The organism is Streptomyces sp. VNUA24 (genome assembly GCF_029167005.1).
GTDB classification, from domain to species: Bacteria; Actinomycetota; Actinomycetes; order Streptomycetales; family Streptomycetaceae; genus Streptomyces; species Streptomyces scabiei.
The window spans coordinates 6,659,604-6,678,977 of the sequence record NZ_CP119143.1 but is presented as its reverse complement, the minus strand read 5'-3'; the positions used below and the strand labels follow the sequence as shown (position 1 = coordinate 6,678,977).

The 19,374-nt window shown below is 70.0% G+C and carries 14 protein-coding genes and 4 pseudogenes; 8 read left to right on the top strand and 10 right to left on the bottom strand.

The annotated features are described in order from the left end of the window. Positions 1-112 precede the first annotated feature (112 nt). From PYR72_RS28670 to rsmI, 7 genes are all read right to left on the bottom strand, one after another. Positions 113-1,510, bottom strand: coding sequence for an acyltransferase (locus PYR72_RS28670; protein ID WP_275457975.1), 1,398 nt, complete (start codon positions 1,508-1,510; stop codon positions 113-115). Between the two features lie 67 nt (positions 1,511-1,577). Continuing rightward, entirely contained in the window at positions 1,578-2,498 is a 921-nt protein-coding gene (locus tag PYR72_RS28665; protein WP_275457974.1) for a 4-(cytidine 5'-diphospho)-2-C-methyl-D-erythritol kinase, read from the bottom strand. Continuing rightward, on the bottom strand, positions 2,495-3,433 hold the full coding sequence (gene rsmA, locus PYR72_RS28660; protein ID WP_275457973.1) for a 16S rRNA (adenine(1518)-N(6)/adenine(1519)-N(6))-dimethyltransferase RsmA: 939 nt from the start codon (positions 3,431-3,433) through the stop codon (positions 2,495-2,497). The genes PYR72_RS28665 and rsmA overlap by 4 nt, the downstream gene beginning before the upstream one ends. A gap of 309 nt (positions 3,434-3,742) precedes the next feature. Beyond that, the gene (locus PYR72_RS28655; RefSeq protein ID WP_275457972.1) at positions 3,743-5,164 is read right to left on the bottom strand and encodes a resuscitation-promoting factor; all 1,422 of its coding nucleotides are present in this window, start codon (positions 5,162-5,164) and stop codon (positions 3,743-3,745) included. A gap of 155 nt (positions 5,165-5,319) precedes the next feature. Continuing rightward, positions 5,320-6,231: a TatD family hydrolase gene (locus tag PYR72_RS28650; RefSeq protein ID WP_275457971.1), complete on the bottom strand. Its 912-nt coding sequence runs from the start codon at positions 6,229-6,231 to the stop codon at positions 5,320-5,322. A gap of 59 nt (positions 6,232-6,290) precedes the next feature. Next, positions 6,291-6,716 (bottom strand): hypothetical protein, encoded by a 426-nt coding sequence (locus PYR72_RS28645; protein ID WP_275457970.1) that lies wholly within the window; start codon positions 6,714-6,716, stop codon positions 6,291-6,293. A 430-nt stretch (positions 6,717-7,146) separates the two neighbouring features. Next, complete coding sequence (rsmI, locus tag PYR72_RS28640; protein ID WP_275457969.1) at positions 7,147-7,995, bottom strand: 16S rRNA (cytidine(1402)-2'-O)-methyltransferase; 849 nt, start codon at positions 7,993-7,995, stop codon at positions 7,147-7,149. Positions 7,996-8,149: 154 nt separating this feature from the next. Here rsmI and PYR72_RS28635 point away from each other — a divergent pair, with 154 nt between their 5' ends. From PYR72_RS28635 to PYR72_RS28620, 3 genes and pseudogenes are all read left to right on the top strand, one after another. Next, the gene (locus PYR72_RS28635; protein ID WP_275457968.1) at positions 8,150-9,889 is read left to right on the top strand and encodes a phospholipid carrier-dependent glycosyltransferase; all 1,740 of its coding nucleotides are present in this window, start codon (positions 8,150-8,152) and stop codon (positions 9,887-9,889) included. 1,241 nt (positions 9,890-11,130) lie between these two features. Further along, positions 11,131-11,474, top strand: a pseudogene (locus PYR72_RS28625) (hypothetical protein); the annotation flags it as partial. Positions 11,475-11,674: 200 nt separating this feature from the next. Next, the gene (locus PYR72_RS28620; RefSeq protein ID WP_275457967.1) at positions 11,675-12,175 is read left to right on the top strand and encodes a hypothetical protein; all 501 of its coding nucleotides are present in this window, start codon (positions 11,675-11,677) and stop codon (positions 12,173-12,175) included. Between the two features lie 308 nt (positions 12,176-12,483). Here PYR72_RS28620 and PYR72_RS28615 read toward each other — a convergent pair whose 3' ends face one another. Continuing rightward, positions 12,484-12,780 carry a hypothetical protein gene (locus PYR72_RS28615; protein WP_275457966.1) on the bottom strand — a complete coding sequence of 99 codons (297 nt, stop codon included), beginning with the start codon at positions 12,778-12,780 and terminating at the stop codon, positions 12,484-12,486. Between the two features lie 390 nt (positions 12,781-13,170). On the opposite strand from PYR72_RS28615, the pseudogene PYR72_RS28610 reads away from it, so the two are divergent. The 3 genes and pseudogenes from PYR72_RS28610 to PYR72_RS28600 form a co-directional block, all read left to right on the top strand. Next, positions 13,171-14,127 (top strand): annotated as a pseudogene (locus tag PYR72_RS28610) (IS110 family transposase); the annotation flags it as partial. 121 nt (positions 14,128-14,248) lie between these two features. Then, positions 14,249-15,625 carry an IS1380 family transposase gene (locus tag PYR72_RS28605; RefSeq protein ID WP_275453335.1) on the top strand — a complete coding sequence of 459 codons (1,377 nt, stop codon included), beginning with the start codon at positions 14,249-14,251 and terminating at the stop codon, positions 15,623-15,625. A gap of 159 nt (positions 15,626-15,784) precedes the next feature. Then, positions 15,785-16,039, top strand: a pseudogene (locus PYR72_RS28600) (IS110 family transposase); the annotation flags it as partial. A 44-nt stretch (positions 16,040-16,083) separates the two neighbouring features. On the opposite strand, the gene PYR72_RS28595 reads toward PYR72_RS28600, so the two are convergent. Continuing rightward, entirely contained in the window at positions 16,084-16,608 is a 525-nt protein-coding gene (locus PYR72_RS28595) for a hypothetical protein (protein WP_275457965.1), read from the bottom strand. A gap of 49 nt (positions 16,609-16,657) precedes the next feature. Here PYR72_RS28595 and PYR72_RS28590 point away from each other — a divergent pair. Next, positions 16,658-16,844, top strand: a pseudogene (locus PYR72_RS28590) (hypothetical protein); the annotation flags it as partial. Between the two features lie 63 nt (positions 16,845-16,907). Then, positions 16,908-17,183: a hypothetical protein gene (locus PYR72_RS28585; RefSeq protein ID WP_275457964.1), complete on the top strand. Its 276-nt coding sequence runs from the start codon at positions 16,908-16,910 to the stop codon at positions 17,181-17,183. 128 nt (positions 17,184-17,311) lie between these two features. On the opposite strand, the gene PYR72_RS28580 is transcribed toward PYR72_RS28585, so the two are convergent. Further along, positions 17,312-18,688: an IS1380 family transposase gene (locus PYR72_RS28580; protein WP_275453335.1), complete on the bottom strand. Its 1,377-nt coding sequence runs from the start codon at positions 18,686-18,688 to the stop codon at positions 17,312-17,314. Between the last annotated feature and the right edge of the window lie 686 nt (positions 18,689-19,374).

Below are 19,374 nucleotides of genomic sequence, written 5' to 3'. Positions count from 1 at the left end.
GGGCCGCGCCGGTGCGGTGCGGGGCACGGCGTGATGCCGTCGGTGTCTCGGCGAGGAAGACGGCCGGGACGGCGTTCGCGTTGGCCGCCCGGCGCGATTCCTCCGCGCCGGCTCACACGGAACGGATCCGCGACGGGCGCCCGCGCCCCGCCCGCTCCACCAGCAGCCAGCCCGCGACGGTCATCGCCACCGCCACCGGCGCGCTCACCTGTACGGCGATCAACAGGGCCGTACGCCCCTCGAACAGCCCGCCGAAGCCGACCATCGACAGCCCCAGCACCCCGAAGAGGCAGAGCACGACCCCGACGGTGGCGGCCGCTCCGGCGTACGCCGTCGGCCCGTGCGCACTCCCGCGCGGGCGCGGGACGCCGGCGCGTGCCGCGGGCCGCTCGAAGCGCCGGAAGGCGGCGACGAGCAGCGCGGTCAGCACCGCCGCGGCCACGATGCGCGGGGGCAGCTGGGCCCACCAGGCGCCCGTCGCGGGCGCGGGCAGCGGCACCCGCAGCGCGAGCAGCACGCCGTAGACGCCGAGCATGGCCGACAGATGCCACAGGAACGCGGTCATCGACACCCCGTTGGCCGCCACGACCGCCCGCCACACCCTCGGCCGCTCCAGCCACCGCCCGGCCGGTCCGCGCAGCCACTCCACCGCGCCGACCAGCCACAGCCCGTGGCACAGCAGCGCGAAGGTCGGCGGCGCCATGTTGGACACCTTCTCGCCGGGCATCCCGACCATCGACAGCGGATACGGCCCGTACGCCACCAGCAGCGCGGCCCCCGCGAGCCCGGCCCCGGCGAGCAGGTACGGCCGGGTCAGCCGCCCGTCGGCGCGCAGGAACCCGAGCTGGTGGACCGCGAGCCACACGAAGGCGAAGTTGAGGAACTCGACGTACGGCACGCCGAGGGCGAAACGCAGCACGTCGACGGCGCCCGCCGCCGCGACCAGCGCCCCGAACGCGCCCCACCCGTACCTCTCGTGCAGCCTCAGCAGCGGCGGGGTGAAGGCGACCATCGCGAGATAGATGCCGATGAACCACAGCGGCTGCGCGACCAGCCGCAGCGCCACGTCGAGCAGTCCGCCGCCCCGGCCCGCGAGCTGGAGGAAGACTGCCGCGACGCCCCACACCCCGATGAAGACCATGGTGGGCCGCAGGAGCCGCTGAAGGCGGGCGCGGAGGAAGGCGGGGTACACGGAGTCGCCGTCCGGGTGGCGGCGGCCGAGCGAGCGGTAGGACAGGGCGTGCGAGAAGCCGCCGACGAAGAAGAACACCGGCATGATCTGCAGGGCCCAGGTGAGGATCTGCAGGCCCGGCTCGACGGCGAGGAGGTTGCCCACCTCGACCCGGCCGTCCTCCCCGCCGCCGGTGGTGACCGCCGCCATCAGCCAGTGGCCGAGGACGACCGTGCCCAGGGAGGCGACGCGCAGGAGGTCGACGTACCGGTCACGGGAGGACGGGGTGGCGGCGGCGAGTTCGCTCGCGCTCGCGCCGGCATGCACGGTTGCACTCATGGGAGTATGGTCGCGCCGGCGCCCGGTCGGGCGTCAGCGCTCCCGTACTCAACTGCCGTCTGAGTACCTAGGCTTGGGTGTTCGTGTTCCGGACGACGGTCGCCCCGGGGGCCGGTGAGACGGCCACCCGTGCCGTCCGGCAGGTGCCGGACGCGAGCAGCCCCTCGGCGACGGCGTGGGCCGCGTCGGCGTCCCGGGCGAGGAAGGCCGTGGTCGGGCCCGAGCCGGAGACGAGCGCGGCGAGCGCGCCGGCCGCGCCGCCGGCGGTGAGGGTGTCGGCCAGCTTCGGGAAGAGCGAGAGCGCCGCGGGCTGGAGGCCGTTGGAGTCCGGCAGGAAGGCCGCCAGCGCGTCGGCGTCCCCCTTGGCGAGCGCGTCGAGCAGGACCTGGGAGGCGACGGGCTCGGGGACGGTGTCGTCTGCGTGCAGCCGGTCGAACTCGCGGTAGACGGCGGGCGTGGAGAGCCCGCCGTCGGCGACGGCGAACACCCAGTGGAAGGTGCCGCCGACGTCGAGGGGCCGGAGTTGCTCGCCCCGTCCGGTCCCGAGGGCCGCCCCGCCCACCAGGCTGAACGGCACGTCACTGCCCAACTCGGCGCAGATGTCGAGGAGTTCGTCGCGCGAGGCGTTCGTCCCCCACAGCGTGTCGCAGGCGAGGAGCGCACCGGCCGCGTCCGCGCTGCCGCCGGCCATGCCGCCGGCGACCGGGATGTCCTTGGCGATGTGCAGATGCACGGCCGGCTCGACGCCGTGGCGTTCCGCCAGCGCGAGCGCGGCCCGCGCGGCGAGGTTCGTCCGGTCCAGCGGGACCTGGTCGGCGCCGGGGCCCGCGCAGGTGACGGTCAGCTCGTCGGCCGGCGTCGCGGTGACCTCGTCGTACAGACCTACGGCGAGGAAGACGTTGGCCAGGTCGTGGAAGCCGTCGGGCCGGGCACCGCCGACCGCGAGCTGCACATTGACCTTGGCGGGGACGCGAACGGTGACGCTCACGAGCGGTGGTGCTCCTCGGTGTGGTGGCTGTCGTAGGTCCTGGCGCCGGTACGGGTCCCGGTGCCGGCGGTGCCCTCGGTGACGCGGTGCTCGGCGATGGCGGCGAACTCCTCGACGCCCAGGGACTCGCCGCGGGCCTGCGGGGAGACACCGGCGGCGACGAGGGCGGCCTCGGCGGCGGCCGCGCTGCCGGCCCACCCGGCGAGGGCGGCCCGCAGCGTCTTGCGCCGCTGGGCGAACGCCGCGTCGACGACCGCGAACACCTCCCGTCGGGTGGCGGCGGTCTTGACCGGCTCGGTCCGGCGGACCAGCGAGACGAGCCCGCTGTCGACGTTCGGCGCGGGCCAGAAGACGTTCCGCCCGATCGCCCCAGCACGCTTGACCTCCGCGTACCAGTTCGCCTTCACCGACGGCACGCCGTACACCTTCGAGCCCGGCCCGGCGGCGAGCCGGTCGGCGACCTCCGCCTGCACCATCACCAGGGTGCGCTCGATGCTGGGGAAGGTCTCCAGCATGTGCAGCAGCACGGGGACGGCGACGTTGTACGGGAGGTTGGCGACGAGCGCGGTGGGCGGGGGGCCGGGAAGCTCGGTCACCTGCATCGCGTCCGAGTGCACGAGGGCGAAGCGGTCGGCGCGGGCGGGCATGCGGGCGGCGATGGTGGCGGGGAGCGCGGCGGCGAGGACGTCGTCGATCTCGACGGCCGTGACCCTGTCGGCGGTCTCCAGCAGGGCGAGGGTGAGCGAACCGAGACCCGGGCCCACCTCGACGACCGTGTCCTGCGGGCGGACGTCCGCGGTCCGCACGATCCGGCGGACCGTGTTGGCGTCGATCACGAAGTTCTGGCCGCGCTGTTTGGTGGGGCGCACGCCGAGCGCTGCCGCGAGTTCACGGACGTCTGCGGGGCCGAGGAGGGCGTCGGGGGGGCTGCTCACGGCACCCAGGGTACGGGGCGGGGTGGGGTGCGATGTTCGGGTGCGGGTGGGTGGGGGCCGGTCGCGCAGTTCCCCGCGCCCCTGAAAAGCAGGGGCTGCGCCCCGTGCTTTCAGGCCCGCAGGCCGTCGCTTTTCAGGCCCGCAGGCCGTCGCTTTTCAGGCCCGCGGGGCCTGGGCTTTCAGGCCCGCAGGGGCCTGATGCTTTGAGGGGCGCGGGGAACTGCGCGACCAACCCCCACGCACCCGCACCCGCCGACGAACCGAACCCCCCACCCCCCAAGGCGCCCCAGACCACAGGCACCGCACCCCTCACCCCCGCAGCCGCGCCCCACAGTGCGGCCAGGGACTCGCCCCCCGCTGCACATACAGCTTCTTCGCCCGCAGCGTCTGCTCGCCCGCGGACGCGTCCTGCGGCCGGCCGCTCCCGCCGAGGCTCTGCCAGGTCCGGGTGTCGAACTGGTACAGCCCCCCGTACGTCCCGGAGGGATCCACCGCGTTCGCCCGCCCCCCGGACTCGCACGCCGCCAGCCCCGCCCAGTTCAGCCCCTCCGCCCCCGCCACGGACGTGGGCATCGCCTTCGTCCCGACCTTCACGACCTGGTCCCGCGGCTCCCGCACGACCTCCGTGCGCAGCAGCCGGGGCCGCTGCCGGACCCCGTTGACCGTGCGGAGCGCGTACGTGATGCGGCGGGTGCCCGGCCGGCCCGCCCGCTCGACGACCTCGGTGCCCCGGAAGAGGGACGGGTCCTCGACGCGGTGCACCCGGAACGGGACCGGCACCTCCCGCACCTCCGTGGACCCGGTCACCCGCAGCACGGTCACCGTCTGTCCGTCCCGGGGGAAGCTCGACGCGTCGACCGAGGTGGTGTCCTCACCGCGCAGGGTGATGCCGGCCTGCTCCACCGCCTCCCCCACGGTCGCCGCGTTCGTACGGATCGTCCTCGTCCGCCCGTCCGCCATGATCGTGACGGTGCGCTCGGTGCGGACGTCCAGCTCCAGCCCCTGACGCCCGATCCGCTGCGAGCGTGAGGTCGAGACGTACGCGCCCTCCGCACGGACCCCGAGCTGCCGGAGCGCCCCGTCCACCGTGCGGGCGGTCGTCCAGACCTCGCGCCGCCGGCCGTCCAGGGTCAGGGCGACGGGCCGCCCGTAGTGGACGGCGACCTCGTCGCCGCTGCTCAGCGCGGTACCCGGGGCGGGGGCGACGACATCGTGGGCGCCGAAGGCGACCCCCTCGTCGGCGAGCAGTTCGGAGACGTCGTCGGCGAAGGTGTGCAGCGTGCGCGGCCGCCCGTCGACGGTCAGCTCGATCGCCTTGTCCTTCGCCACGAACGCGGAGGTCCCGCCCGCGAGAAAGGCCACCACCAGCGCCTGCGGGACCAGCCGCCGCAGCGATCCCGGCCGGTCGGCGGCCCGTCTGCGCCGCACGGCCCGCCGCGAGCCGCCCGCGCCACCCTCGGCGGCCGCGCCGGGCCCGGAGAACGGCCCGTCCGGCTCCGCGGGGGCGGCGGCGTAGGCGGGCCGGTACGTGTCCGCGTAGACCCCGTACGGCAGGGTCTCGGCCTCGTACGGCGGGGTCTTGGCCTCGTACGACAGGGTCTTCGCCTCGTACGGCGGCACTCCGGTCCCGTACGGCAGTGTCCCGGCGTCGTGCGCGACCGGCGGCCGGCCCGTACCGTCCGGGCCATGGCTCTCGTAGGTCTCGTACGACGACGACTGCACGTTGCTCACGACGACACGCTCCAGAGGGGATCCGGGTCCGGGTCGGGCGACGTGAACCTAGCGGACTTCGGTCACCCTCCAAAGCAACGTGGTCACGCAGTGTCGCGACACGGGCCACTGATCATCTTTCTGGGTCACCCGTACGGCCCAAGGAGCGTGATCCGTCAGTAATCGAACACCCTCGCCGTGTTCGCCGCGATCGCCGTCGCCAGCGCGTCCTCGCCGATCCCCCGGACCGCGGCCATCGCCCGGACCGTGACCGGAACGAGATACGGCGCGTTGGGCCGTCCGCGGTACGGCGCGGGTGTCAGGAAGGGCGCGTCGGTCTCGACGAGGACGAGTTCGAGGGGGGCGACGGCGAGGGCGTCGCGCAGCGGCTGGGCGTTCTTGAAGGTCATGTTCCCGGCGAAGGACATGAACCAGCCGTGCTCGGCGCAGACCTCGGCCATGGCGGCGTCGCCGGAGTAGCAGTGGAAGACGGTCCGTTCGGGAGCGCCCTCCTCCTTCAGGACCCGCAGCACGTCGTCGTGGGCGTCGCGGTCGTGGATGACGAGCGCCTTGCCGTGCCGCTTGGCGATCTCGATGTGCGCGCGGAAGGAGCGCTCCTGGGCGGCCTTGCCCTCCGGTCCGGTCCGGAAGTAGTCAAGGCCCGTCTCCCCGACGCCCTTGACCTGCGGTAGCGCGGCCAGCCGGTCGATCTCGGCGAGCGCGTCGTCGAGGGCCGCGTCACCGCCGGGGGTCCGGGCGCCCTGCCGGGACCAGCCGTCCGGGTCGCCGTGCACGATCCGCGGCGCCTCGTTGGGGTGCAGGGCGACCGTCGCGTGCACGGCCTCGTACCGCGCGGCCGTCTCGGCCGCCCAGCGGGAGCCCTTGATGTCGCAGCCGACCTGGACGACCGTGGTCACCCCGACGGAGGCGGCCTTCGCGAGGCCCTCCTCGACCGTGCCGGACTGCATGTCCAGATGGGTGTGCGAATCCGCGACCGGTACCCGCAGGGGTTCGGGGAGCGGCGGCGCGGCGTTCCTGTCGTTCCTGGCGTTCTTGCCGGACGCGGTACCGGAGTCGTTCGAAGGCATGCCCCGATCCTACGAATCGCACGATCGGGACATGCCCTGCAGGCTCACTGGGGGGAGGATCAGCTCGCCTTGCGGTGGAACGGGTGCAGCAGGTCGGAGAAGTGCCAGTGGTGGTGCTCCCCGGCCTCCGCCGCCCCGGTGTCCGCCGCGTCCGGCGCGTCCGCGGTGTCCGCCGCCGCCGGGCGCGGCTTCGGCACGTGGCGCCGGTGCTCGGCGTCCCGGACCGACGACACCTGGCCGGCCCGCATGATGCGTACGACATGACCGTCGCAGTTCTGGCACGCCGGCCGGGAGAGCGGGGACGGCACGACCTTGCCGTCGGCCACGTACATCACGAAGTCCCGGCCCTGGGCGTCGTTGTGGTGCTCGATCTCGTACGACTGCTCCCAGCCGTGCCCGCAGCGCATGCAGGCGAACGAGTAGGACTCGTGAACGACGGCGGTGGCGGTGTCGCGCAGCACTGCGCGCTCTGCGATCTCGGTCATTGCCAGCTCCTCTGGTCCGCTGGACGCCGAGGACGAGTACGTCCTCTGCACCCATGGGACTCCTCGGAGGACCTGGAGTGCACCCCACCTGCCGACTGTTGAAGCCGTTTTGGCCCGTCCTTGTGGGAAGGCCGTTCGCGCGAGGGCTGTGCTTTGCTCTGCTTTGCCGGGACATGGGGCGCGTCGGGGGTGGGGGGTCGGGTACGTCGACGGGCGCACGCCGGTGAGGCTTCTCGCGCAGTTCCCCGCGCCCCTGAAAAGCATGGGCCGCGCCCACTGCTTTTCAGGCCCACAGCGCCGTCGGCTTCAGGCCCGCAGGGCCGTCGGCTTCAGGCCCGCAGGGCTTGTGTCTTTCAGGGGCGCGGGGAACTGCGCGACCAGCCCCCACCGGACCCGCACCCGCCCACGCACCCCCCACCCCCTCGTCCCCCTACGGCGCAGCCCGCTTCGACGCGACCACCGCGTCGAAGACCTCCCGCTTCGGCAGCCCCGCCTCCACCGCCACCGCGGCGATCGCCTCCTTGCGCCGCTCCCCGGCCTCCTCCCGGACCCGGACCCGCCGCACCAGCTCCGTCGCGTCCAGCTCCTCGGGCCCCTTCTCCGGCGCCCCCTCGACCACGACGGTGATCTCGCCGCGCACCCCGGCCGCCGCCCACTCGGCCAGCTCCCCGAGGGGCCCGCGCTTGACCTCCTCGTACGTCTTGGTCAGCTCGCGGCACACCGCCGCCCGCCGCTGCGCGCCGAAGACCTCGGCCATCGCCGTGAGCGTGGCGTCCAGGCGGTGGGGCGCCTCGAAGTAGACGAGCGTGCGCCGCTCCTCGGCGACCTCGCGCAGCCGCCCCAGCCGCTCCCCCGCCTTGCGCGGCAGGAACCCCTCGAAGCAGAACCGGTCCACGGGCAGCCCGGACAGCGCGAGCGCGGTGAGAACGGCGGAGGGACCCGGCACGGCGGTGACGCGGATGTCCTTCTCCACGGCCGCGGCGACGAGCCGGTACCCGGGGTCGGAGACGGACGGCATGCCCGCGTCGGTGACCAGCAGCACCCGCGCCCCGCCCACCAGCGCCTCGACGAGTTCCGGCGTACGCGCGGCCTCGTTGCCCTCGAAGTAGGAGACGATCCGCCCGCCCGGCTGCACCCCGAGCGCCTGGGTGAGCCGCCGCAGCCGCCGGGTGTCCTCGGCGGCGACCACGTCCGCACCGGCCAGTTCCTCGGCGAGCCGGGGCGGCGCGTCCGCGACATCACCGATGGGGGTACCTGCCAACACAAGGATTCCAGTCACCCCCCCATCCTCCCAGGGGCGGAGCCGGCGGCGGGGCGCGGGACCAGCGGCGGCGGGGCTCGGGACCGGTGGCGGGGCGCGGGACCAGCGGCGGCGCCCGGCCCGGATTCCCGTCCCACGGGACTCCCACAGCCGTGTTCCCTACGATGGCGCGGTGACCAGTACCGCGTCCTCCACGGACACCCGGCAGGACCAGGCCACCGAAGACCAGCGGCCGTCGTGGCAGCACCGCCTGCGCCGATTCGGCTACGCGGCGCCCCCCAGAGGCGACGTCCGCACCCGGCTCGTCCCCCCGTACACCCGGCCGGGCCCACGGGTGTGGGCCGCGCTCGGGCTGCGCGAGAAGGGCGCGGCACGCCTGGTCCGGTGGTCGGCGTGGGGCGGTCCGCTGCTGGTGACGCTGTTCGCCGGGCTGACGCGGTTCTACAACCTGGGCAGCCCCAGGGCGGTGATATTCGACGAGACGTACTACGCGAAGGACGCGTGGGCGCTCGTCCACCGCGGCTACGAGGTCAACTGGGCGAAGAACGCCAACGAGCTGATCCTCCAGAACAACGGGAACGTGCCCATCCCGACCGAGGCGGCCTACGTGGTCCACCCCCCGGTCGGCAAGTACGTGATCGGTCTGGGCGAGCTGATGTTCGGGTTCGACCCGTTCGGCTGGCGTTTCATGACGGCCCTGCTCGGCACGCTCTCCGTGCTGATGTTGTGCCGGATCGGCCGTCGGATCTTCCGCTCGACGTTCCTCGGCTGCCTGGCGGGCGCGCTGATGGCGGTGGACGGCCTGCACTTCGTGATGAGCCGCACGGCACTGCTGGACCAGGTGCTGATGTTCTTCGTGCTGGCCGCGTTCGGCTGCCTGGTCGTCGACCGCGACAAGGCGCGGCAACGCCTGGCCGCCGCCCTCCCCCGGGACGGCGACGGCGTGGTGCGCCCGGACGTCCTGGTCGCCGAGACGACACGCCTGGGCTGGCGCCCGTACCGCTGGCTGGCCGGTCTCTGCCTGGGCCTGGCCCTCGGCACCAAGTGGAACGCCCTGTACTTCCTGGTGTTCTTCGGGATCATGACCGTGCTCTGGGACTACGCGGCCCGCAAGGTCGCCGGCGCCCGGCAGCCGCTGATCGCGACGCTCCAGCGCGACCTGGGCCTCGCGTTCCTGTCCACGGTCCCGGTCATGATCGCCACGTATCTGGTCTCCTGGACGGGCTGGATCCTCTCCCCCGACGACGGCAGCGGCGGCTACTACCGCAACTGGGCGGTGACCGAGGGCAAGGGCGGCTGGTTCGCCTGGCTCCCGGACTGGCTGCGCAGCCTGTGGCACTACGAGCACGCGGTCTACGAGTTCCACATCGGGCTGTCGTCCCCGCACACGTACCAGTCGAACCCGTGGAGCTGGATCGTCCTGGGCCGCCCGGTCTCGTACTTCTACGAGTCCCCGTCCCCCGGCAACGACGGCTGCCCCGTCGACACCGCCGACAAGTGCGCCCGCGAGGTCCTCGCCATCGGCACCCCGCTGCTGTGGTGGGCGGCCGCCTTCGCGGTCCTGTACGTCCTGTGGCGCTGGCTCTTCCGCCGCGACTGGCGGGCCGGCGCGATCGCCTGCGGTGTCGCCGCCGGCTATCTGCCCTGGTTCCTGTACCAGGAGCGCACGATCTTCTTCTTCTACGCCGTCGTCTTCCTGCCGTTCCTCTGCCTGGCCGTCACGATGATGATCGGCGCCATCCTCGGCCCCCCCGGCGCCCCGGAACGCCGCCGCGTGGCCGGCGCGGCGGGCGCCGGCGTCCTGGTCCTCCTGATCGCCTGGAACTTCATCTACTTCTGGCCCCTCTACACCGGCCAGCCCATCCCCATCGACTCGTGGCGGTCGCGGATGTGGCTGGATACCTGGGTCTAGCTGCGCAGACGCACCATGGCCAGGCGACCGGTGCCGGGCCATGGTGGTCGTCGTTGGTCGTCGTTGGTCGTCAGTGGTCGTCGTCGGCCGCCCTCGGACGGCCCGGAGACGGCCCGATGGTGCGGTGAGCCGCAAGCGGCCGAAGTGCAGCAACGTGCCCGATCTTGAAGTAGGGCCGGGCACCCGCAGTCCCGGCCCTCAAGGGCTCAGCGGTGCTGAACCCACCAGATGATTCCCGTCACGATGCCAGCGCCGCTCGCCGCAGCAATACTGCGGACCATCTCCCGACTGGCGATACGAGTCAGTTCCCGTAGGCGCCTCCGCCAGCGCGACGTTGGATCATCGCTGGTTTGGGGCTTCTCCAGCGACACGGAAGGAGCCGGCGAGACATGCTGACTCGACGGGACTACGGCCGGGCCCGTAGTCTCGGGTTTGGTACTGATGGCTTTCTCCAATCATTTGCCTGATGACGGTGCGAGCTGTTGGAACCATGCGATTGGTGGCCCCTCGTTGGCGCGGGGGGCCACAACCGTTTCGCGCTCCCTTCGAGAAACGATTTGGTCTGGGCGACGCGGAACCTGTTGGCGCAGGTCCACAGTGGTTGAAGAACCCGCCCTCTGCGATGCGGGCCCGCCGTCTGCCTCAACATCGACGTTAGCAGGCGACAACAGGACCACCTTCTGTGTCACCCGGCTCCGCCCTGGACACCCTTTGGAATTGCCGTAGACCGCTAGAGCAGTACCGACCACACTCGAAAACATTCGATCCATTCACGAAAAATACAGACTCAATCTGATCGAATTCTCGCACCATTGAAGCAAAAGCAATGACCGGCTGGAGCTAACGCATCTAAAAGCACAAACGGTGCACGGTGACCTCACCGGCACGACCGGTCTTGGTGTAGCCGCTGTGCGTGATCCAAGGCAGGCTGCTGTCGACCTCGAACGCCTCAACCGAGGCCGCCGCACGCCGCTTCGGGGCTCCACACCCGGCTAGAGCATGGCCAGGGAGCCGTTCGCGGGCGGCCATACCCGTCCATCGCCGTAGGCGTGGACCGTGATGGACCGCTCTGGACCGGGATGAGCGAGACGGACAACTGAGACGAGTGAACGGTGCACCCATCAGGTCCGATCTGCCGTTTCGGACACCAGACGCCTTGTGAAGCCCTCGCCGCGAAGCCGCCCGTAAGCGGCTAGAACGTCGTCGGGAACCTCTTGCTCGATCATGAAGACTTACCGGGGATACACCTTGGGTCGCTGCCGGGCGCCGACGAGCACCCCCATCACCCCGCCGCACCGGCGCCCCTCGCTCCCGTCCAGCCGGGCACCGTCCCGGCGGTCGCGTCCGTTGTCCTCCCCGAGGGGCGAGTCGTCACCGATCTACGCCATCGACCACGCCGGCCCGGAGCCAGGGCCACCAAACCGGCCGTCTCCCGCGCGGCCGTGACGTCGCGCTCGAGGGCATCGGGTTCGCCGCCGTCATCTTCGGCGGCTGGATAGCCGTGCAGGCATTCAGTGTGAGCGGCGACAAGGGCAGGACCTCAGGCAACATTCGCAAGGCCGTGACCAAGCGCAACCGCTTCCACAGCCGAAGGTATCAAGACTGGCTAGAAGCAATGGGCGCGATGTGGCCAAAATGCACTACACATACACTCTACGGGGCTTTTATAGCTAATTCGCGACACTTCAGCGATGCCATGAAGAGGTATTGAAGGAAATGCTTCCCCTTGCCACATGTGAGGGAGGGGACATGTCCAGCTCTTCGGGTTCTGCGGGACCAAACTGGATGGAACGCCATCCGGTGATGTGCAGCGTCTCTGCCGCCATCATCGCGTCCATGATCACGGGAGGTGCTACCTACACAGCTCAGCGAGACAAGGACGCCGCGCCGGTCGAGGTAGCACCGACAGGGGAGATCACGGAGCCGACGTCTGTGAAGGTGGGAAGTAAAGTGCGCCTTAGCGGGTGGATCAAGGACCTCCCCAAGGGGTACGCAGTCTGGGGGTTCAACGCCCAAGAGTCGAGTGGACAGCTTTGGCCGCTCTACAGCCCGTGCGTGGTCAATGAGGCCAAAACTGCGTGGACATGCCCCGATGTCCGTGTAGGTGGAGCGAACGATGGCCCGGGTTCGGAATGGGAACTGCGCGTCTTCGCGGTAACGGCACAGGATGTCGTCGACATCAAGGCCTACGCTATCGCGAAGGTATACAAGGGCGAGAACCCGGATTTTGCGAACCTCTCTGACGACGCGATCCTCATCGATGAGATGAAGGTCATCCGGGAGTAGGCCCGGGCCGGGGCTCGCCGCGTGGGCGGCGAGCCCGGAGGTGCCAGCAGCCGTAGCCACCGCGGCGTTCTACCAGCCTGACAGACCGCACCTCGCTCGGTCCATGAGCAGTCGAGTTGCTCAGAATCGCCGGGCGAGCCCGCGCCCGTGGCCAGCTCACGCAACAAGAACTCAGGTCGTCACCGGTCTGGTAGACCAGCGCGACGGACTCTTCGCTGAGGAGATCCCGACGTCTGCGATGGGCTCGCTAGGCAGCAACACGGCCACCCGCAGACTCGCCCGTTCGGGGATGCGCCGGCGGTAGTCAGTCAACTGCCCGATCGCCTCCGTACGTTTGCCCGGGTGGTCCGCCCCTTCGCCTCATATAGCGCATGATCCGTAGCGTCGTACAGGTCAGGGGTTAGCGCTCCGGGCTCGCCCTCGATGGTGATCTGGAAGCTGTGGCTCTTATGGCCCACCGCGGCCAGGTAAGCGGCAAACACCTCGACCAACTCGCCCTCCCGGCGCAGGACCTTGCGCCGTCCGGCAGAAATGTCCGCAACCGTCTCCGCCGTGGTGTGCTGCTCGGTCTTCTTGGCACTCGCTCCGCTTTGTGTCGGCAGCACGACCGCCTACAGCTCGAAGGGCGTGGCGCCGCCCTTCGAGCCCATTCCGAGGAGTCGCCCCGATGGACGTGACACTTCCCTGGCGGACGCAGGGGTCATCCCAAAGCCCAAGCGCGGCGATGCGTACGCGTCGGCCCCCGAGGACGGCATGCACGCGCTCCTTACCTTGTTGGCGGGTTGATTCCGCTCCTTCGTACGATCGGGAGACCCAGGGGCCTGGGTGTGGCTGAAAGCGCTCATGCCGTCCGTGTGGCTTTGACTGATAGGCCGCCCAGCGCCCCGCGACGACACGGCCACTCATTGGGATGCGCGAACAGAGATCGCTTCGTAAGGACACGTCGGCGTGGTCGTCTGCAGGGACCAGTCAACCGATCGACGAGGGAGGCTCGGGTGCCCGAGCTCTGGGCAGGGACGGATGCCGGCAAGGCCGCGCACCACTGCACGGTGATCGACACAGACGGGACGAAGGTGCTCTCACGCCGAGTACCAAACAACGAGGCGGAACTGCTGGAGCTGATACGCGACGTCCTCGCGCTGGCTCAGGATGCCCCGGTGACCTGGGCCGTCGACCTGAACGCGGGCGGAGCCGCCCTGCTGATCGCATTGCTCACCGGTCACGGCCAACGGCTCGTCTATATCCCTGGCCGCACAGTTCACCACGCCTCCCACAGCTACCGAGGGGACGGCAAGACCGACGCCAAGGACGCCTACGTCATCGCCGACCAGGCCCCGATGCGCAGGGACCTGCAGCCTCTGCAGGACTGGGATGAGATCGCGGTGGACCTGAAGATTCTCACCGCTCGCCGCTGCGACCTGGCAGCCGACCGCACGCGGGCCATCAACCGAATGCGGGCTCAGATGCTGGAGTACTTCCCTGCTCTGGAGCGGGCGTTCGACTACGCCGCATCCAAGGGTGCTCTCGTGCTGCTGACCGGCTACCAGACGCCAGCTGCCTTACGACGGATCGGTCCGAGCCGACTGGCGAACTGGTTGAAGAGCCGCAAAGTGCGTGGCACGCAGGCCCTGGCCGACGCTGCCGTCGCTGCAGGGCAGGCCCAGCACACTGCTGTCGCCGGGGAGACCACGGCCGCCGCTGTGGTCCAAACCCTGGCCAAGGCCGTACTGGCGCTGGACGAGGAGATCTCCAGCATCGACCTGAAGATCGCTGCCCGCTTCCGTGAGCATCGCGACGCGGAAGTGATCGTCAGCATGCCCGGAATGGGCCCGTTGCTGGGGGCGGAGTTCATCGCCTGCACCGGAGGGGACAGGGACGCCTTCGGGAGTGCGGGGCGCCTCGCCGGAGTCGCTGGTCTCGCCCCGGTCCCACGGGACTCAGGGCGCATTAGCCTCGCGCTTTCACGAAGCGGGCTGTCCGGCAGGTGATCAGGCAAGCAGAAAGTGCCTCTGACCAGCGAGAATGAGGATTGCTGAGGTCCTTGTTCCCGCCCCTGTCGGAGGCACTTTCCAGGTGAAGCAGCCTATCGGGTCCTATCCCCATGTCCTTGTCCGGGACGACGGCCGGGCCGTGGTCTCGCAGGCCGGTTCAGTGCTGCTGGTCGAAACCGTCCGCAAGACCGGCCTCGACCAGGCCATATCCGCAGCACTCGCCCCCTGGCGGAAACCGCGGGCCGTCCACGACCCGGGCAAGATACTCGTAGACCTTGCGCTGGCGGTCGCGCTCGGCGGCGACTGCCTCGCCGACATCGCGATGCTGCGGGCCGAGCCGGCCGTGTTCGGACCGGTCGCCTCCGACCCCACGGTCTCCCGCCTGATCGACACCCTCGCCACCGCGGACGAGAAGGCGCTGAACGCCATCCGCACCGCCCGGCACGAAGTCCGGGCCCGCGCCTGGTCGTTGGCCGGCAGCCGGGCACCGGACACCGGTGGGCAGGTGATCGTGGACCTGGACGGAGTCCTGGTCGTCTCCCACTCCGACAAGCAGGATGCCGCCCCGACCTGGAAGAAGACCTACGGCCACCACCCGCTGATGGCCTTCGTCGACCACGGGCCGGGCGGGACCGGCGAACCCGTCGCCGCTCTCCTTCGTCCTGGGAACGCGGGCTCGAACACCGCCGCCGACCACATCACCACCACTCGCCTCGCCCTCGCTCAACTGCCCAAGAAGTACCGGCGCGGACGGCAGACCCTCATCCGCTGCGACTCCGCGGGCGGCACCCACGAGTTCGTGGCCTGGCTCGCCCAACGCGGGCGCTGGCTGTCCTACTCCGTTGGCATGGTGATCAACGAAACCATCCACCAGCACGTTCTGAAGATCCCGGCATCGGCCTGGACTCCGGCCATCGAGACCGACGGCGAGGTCCGCGACGGAGCATGGGTCGCCGAACTCACCGGCGACATCCTTGAGGGCTGGCCGAAGGGCATGCGGCTGATCGTCCGCAAGGAACGGCCGCATCCCGGAGCCCAGTTGAGGATCACCGACGCGGATGGCATGCGGGTCACGTGCTTTGCCACCAACACCGCCGACCGCCCGATCGCCCAGCTTGAGCTCCGTCACCGCCTGCGGGCCCGGGCCGAAGACCGGATCCGGGCCGCCCGCGCGACCGGCATGCGCAACCTGCCCCTGCACGACACCGCGCAGAACAAGGTGTGGCTGGAGATCGTCCAGCTCGCCCTCGACCTGCTGGCCTGGATGCCCATGCTCGCCCTGACAGGCCAGACCCGCCTCTGGGAACCCCGCCGTCTGCGATTCCGCCTGTTCTCCGCAGCCGGGCAACTCGTCACCACCGGCCGGCGCCGCGTTCTCCGCCTCGCCCGCCACTGGCCCTGGACCGGTGAGGTCACCACCGCACTCGAACACCTTGCACTCTTGTCGAACCCCGGCTGACCAGCAACCTTCCCGCCCCTACGAGGGAACCAGTCCACCGGAGCAGTGGAACCCGGCGTCCACCCGAGACGAAACTCGGGCCCTCGGCCTGCCCGCCATGAGCCCCAGAAAGCGGAACGGTCCACCGACTACGTCAGCGGACCGTCACGAAAGATCGAGGTTAGTGGCCACATGCGTCGGCCACATCGCTACCACCGCCGGCTCCTGCGCGTCTTCTATCTCTCCGCTCAAATCGCCGCTCTCTTCTGTCCCACCTCGAAGACCTTCTACGACCGCAAACGGTCCGAGGGCAAGAGCCACAAGCAGGCGATCCTCGCCCTCGCCCGTCGACGCCTCGACGTCCTGTGGGCCCTCATCCGCGACCAGCGAACCTTCGACGTCCTACCACCTCAGCGCGGTCTCGCGGTGGGCTGATCCCTGTCGCCTGGGACGGCGCGTGCTTGCTGCCGCGGTGTGTCTCAGTTCCTGATGAGAGGCTCGTAGGAGTGGTCCTCCGGCGTGAAGATGAGGACGAAGTCTTCTCCCATCCGAACAGCTACCTCCCGCAAGCGGGCCAAGACGTCTGCCTGTGCTGGCAGGTCGAGGCCCAGGGCCGCCGCGGCACGGTCTCTCCGAGCCGCGAGATCCGGCATGTCCTCCAGGTACTCGGCCGAGAGCTCTCGACTCTCCTCGTCCGTGAACGCTTGGCAGTCGCGCCACCAAGGGGCGACCAGCAGCAGCCGCAGGAGCTCGGGCAGGCCGATCGCAACCAGAGCCGCACCTCCTTCGGAGTCGGCATAGAGGATGGGACGTTCCTCTCCACCATCACCGCAGAAGAAGTACGTGCCCCCAGCGCCGTCGCCGGCGAAACTCTCGAGCGCAGCCCCCGAGGCGAGGTGGACCTCCTCGACATGGTCGCCTCGGTCCAGGTCGAAGTCGCCCGGCCAGGCGAGAAACCGGGCAGCCTCGCCCTGTTCACGGACGGCAGTGATCAACGAATCCATGAGCAGCACCCTACGGCTCACTGGTTGACAAGCATCATTGGGAATCAGTCACTTCTACGCATCCGTGCTGTTGGACGCAGGCGAGAACATCCGGGCCCTCAGCCAGTATCTGGGACAAAGTAGATCCGGAGTTCACGCTCCGGACGTACACGCACCTCTTGCCGAGCAGCGAGGGGCGCACCCGTAAGGCAGTCGATCGCCTCTTTGCCGTACATGAGCATGATGAGATGCGCTGATCCTGGCCCACTCTCTTGGATAGGCCGCTACCTGCGCATACAGCCCCGGCCTACCGTTCCAGCATGGTTCTTCAGGATCTGCTCGGCCCGTCGATAGGCGCAGTGGCCACACTCGCGGGCCTCTTTGTCGGCGGCCGCATCGGAAGTAAGTCTCAGGAACACCACTGGACACGAGAAGCGATTCGCGATGGATGCACCGAGGTTCTCAAGACCTATGCAGTGATCAATGAACAGCTCAGCCAGTGGGCGCGCCACGGAGAACGACCGGACATCGATTGGCCGGAGTGGAACCGGGTGATGGGGTTAGCCTCGATCTTTCGTGACGGTCCGCTGACGTAGTCGGTGGACCGTTCCGCTTTCTGGGGCTCATGGCGGGCAGGCCGAGGGCCCGAGTTTCGTCTCGGGTGGACGCCGGGTTCCACTGCTCCGGTGGACTGGTTCCCTCGTAGGGGCGGGAAGGTTGCTGGTCAGCCGGGGTTCGACAAGAGTGCAAGGTGTTCGAGTGCGGTGGTGACCTCACCGGTCCAGGGCCAGTGGCGGGCGAGGCGGAGAACGCGGCGCCGGCCGGTGGTGACGAGTTGCCCGGCTGCGGAGAACAGGCGGAATCGCAGACGGCGGGGTTCCCAGAGGCGGGTCTGGCCTGTCAGGGCGAGCATGGGCATCCAGGCCAGCAGGTCGAGGGCGAGCTGGACGATCTCCAGCCACACCTTGTTCTGCGCGGTGTCGTGCAGGGGCAGGTTGCGCATGCCGGTCGCGCGGGCGGCCCGGATCCGGTCTTCGGCCCGGGCCCGCAGGCGGTGACGGAGCTCAAGCTGGGCGATCGGGCGGTCGGCGGTGTTGGTGGCAAAGCACGTGACCCGCATGCCATCCGCGTCGGTGATCCTCAACTGGGCTCCGGGATGCGGCCGTTCCTTGCGGACGATCAGCCGCATGCCCTTCGGCCAGCCCTCAAGGATGTCGCCGGTGAGTTCGGCGACCCATGCTCCGTCGCGGACCTCGCCGTCGGTCTCGATGGCCGGAGTCCAGGCCGATGCCGGGATCTTCAGAACGTGCTGGTGGATGGTTTCGTTGATCACCATGCCAACGGAGTAGGACAGCCAGCGCCCGCGTTGGGCGAGCCAGGCCACGAACTCGTGGGTGCCGCCCGCGGAGTCGCAGCGGATGAGGGTCTGCCGTCCGCGCCGGTACTTCTTGGGCAGTTGAGCGAGGGCGAGGCGAGTGGTGGTGATGTGGTCGGCGGCGGTGTTCGAGCCCGCGTTCCCAGGACGAAGGAGAGCGGCGACGGGTTCGCCGGTCCCGCCCGGCCCGTGGTCGACGAAGGCCATCAGCGGGTGGTGGCCGTAGGTCTTCTTCCAGGTCGGGGCGGCATCCTGCTTGTCGGAGTGGGAGACGACCAGGACTCCGTCCAGGTCCACGATCACCTGCCCACCGGTGTCCGGTGCCCGGCTGCCGGCCAACGACCAGGCGCGGGCCCGGACTTCGTGCCGGGCGGTGCGGATGGCGTTCAGCGCCTTCTCGTCCGCGGTGGCGAGGGTGTCGATCAGGCGGGAGACCGTGGGGTCGGAGGCGACCGGTCCGAACACGGCCGGCTCGGCCCGCAGCATCGCGATGTCGGCGAGGCAGTCGCCGCCGAGCGCGACCGCCAGCGCAAGGTCTACGAGTATCTTGCCCGGGTCGTGGACGGCCCGCGGTTTCCGCCAGGGGGCGAGTGCTGCGGATATGGCCTGGTCGAGGCCGGTCTTGCGGACGGTTTCGACCAGCAGCACTGAACCGGCCTGCGAGACCACGGCCCGGCCGTCGTCCCGGACAAGGACATGGGGATAGGACCCGATAGGCTGCTTCACCTGGAAAGTGCCTCCGACAGGGGCGGGAACAAGGACCTCAGCAATCCTCATTCTCGCTGGTCAGAGGCACTTTCTGCTTGCCTGATCACCTGCCGGACAGCCCGCTTCGTGAAAGCGCGAGGTTAGTGCGCCTCGTTGCCACACCGGCGGTGGTCAGCGCGGGAGACGCGATCGACACTGACTTCTGGGAGTGGGAGCACGAACTCAAATCCGGACGGGGAGGGCTTGAGAACTGGCTGCGGTTTCAGGACCGGCTCGACGCCAAGCATCTCGCCTTCGTGAACGCCGCCAGGCAGAACGTGAAACCACGGAGCATCAGCCTCACCAGATCGGTAGGGCGACCGCCTACTGATCATCCGATGTGGCGGACAGGCTGACCGAACCGCTCTGAGCCATGATCCTCTCGGACCACATGAACCATGATCACGGCCCAGGGGCGGGCCTGGGGTTCCCGAGACGGCCCGCAGAGGAAGCGAACGCGCCGTAGGGCCCCATCGGGCCCCGCCCTGCGGACTGCATCCACCTCTCGCCCCTGCACACCGGCCAGCCCATCCCGATCGACTCGTGGCGGTCGCGGATGTGGCTGGATACCTGGGTGTGATGGCCGGAAGCGGCGCGCCCAGCTCCGGCGGGCTAACAATCAGGGCACACACGGGAGTCATTTGCCCCACGTGTTACCCCGGCGT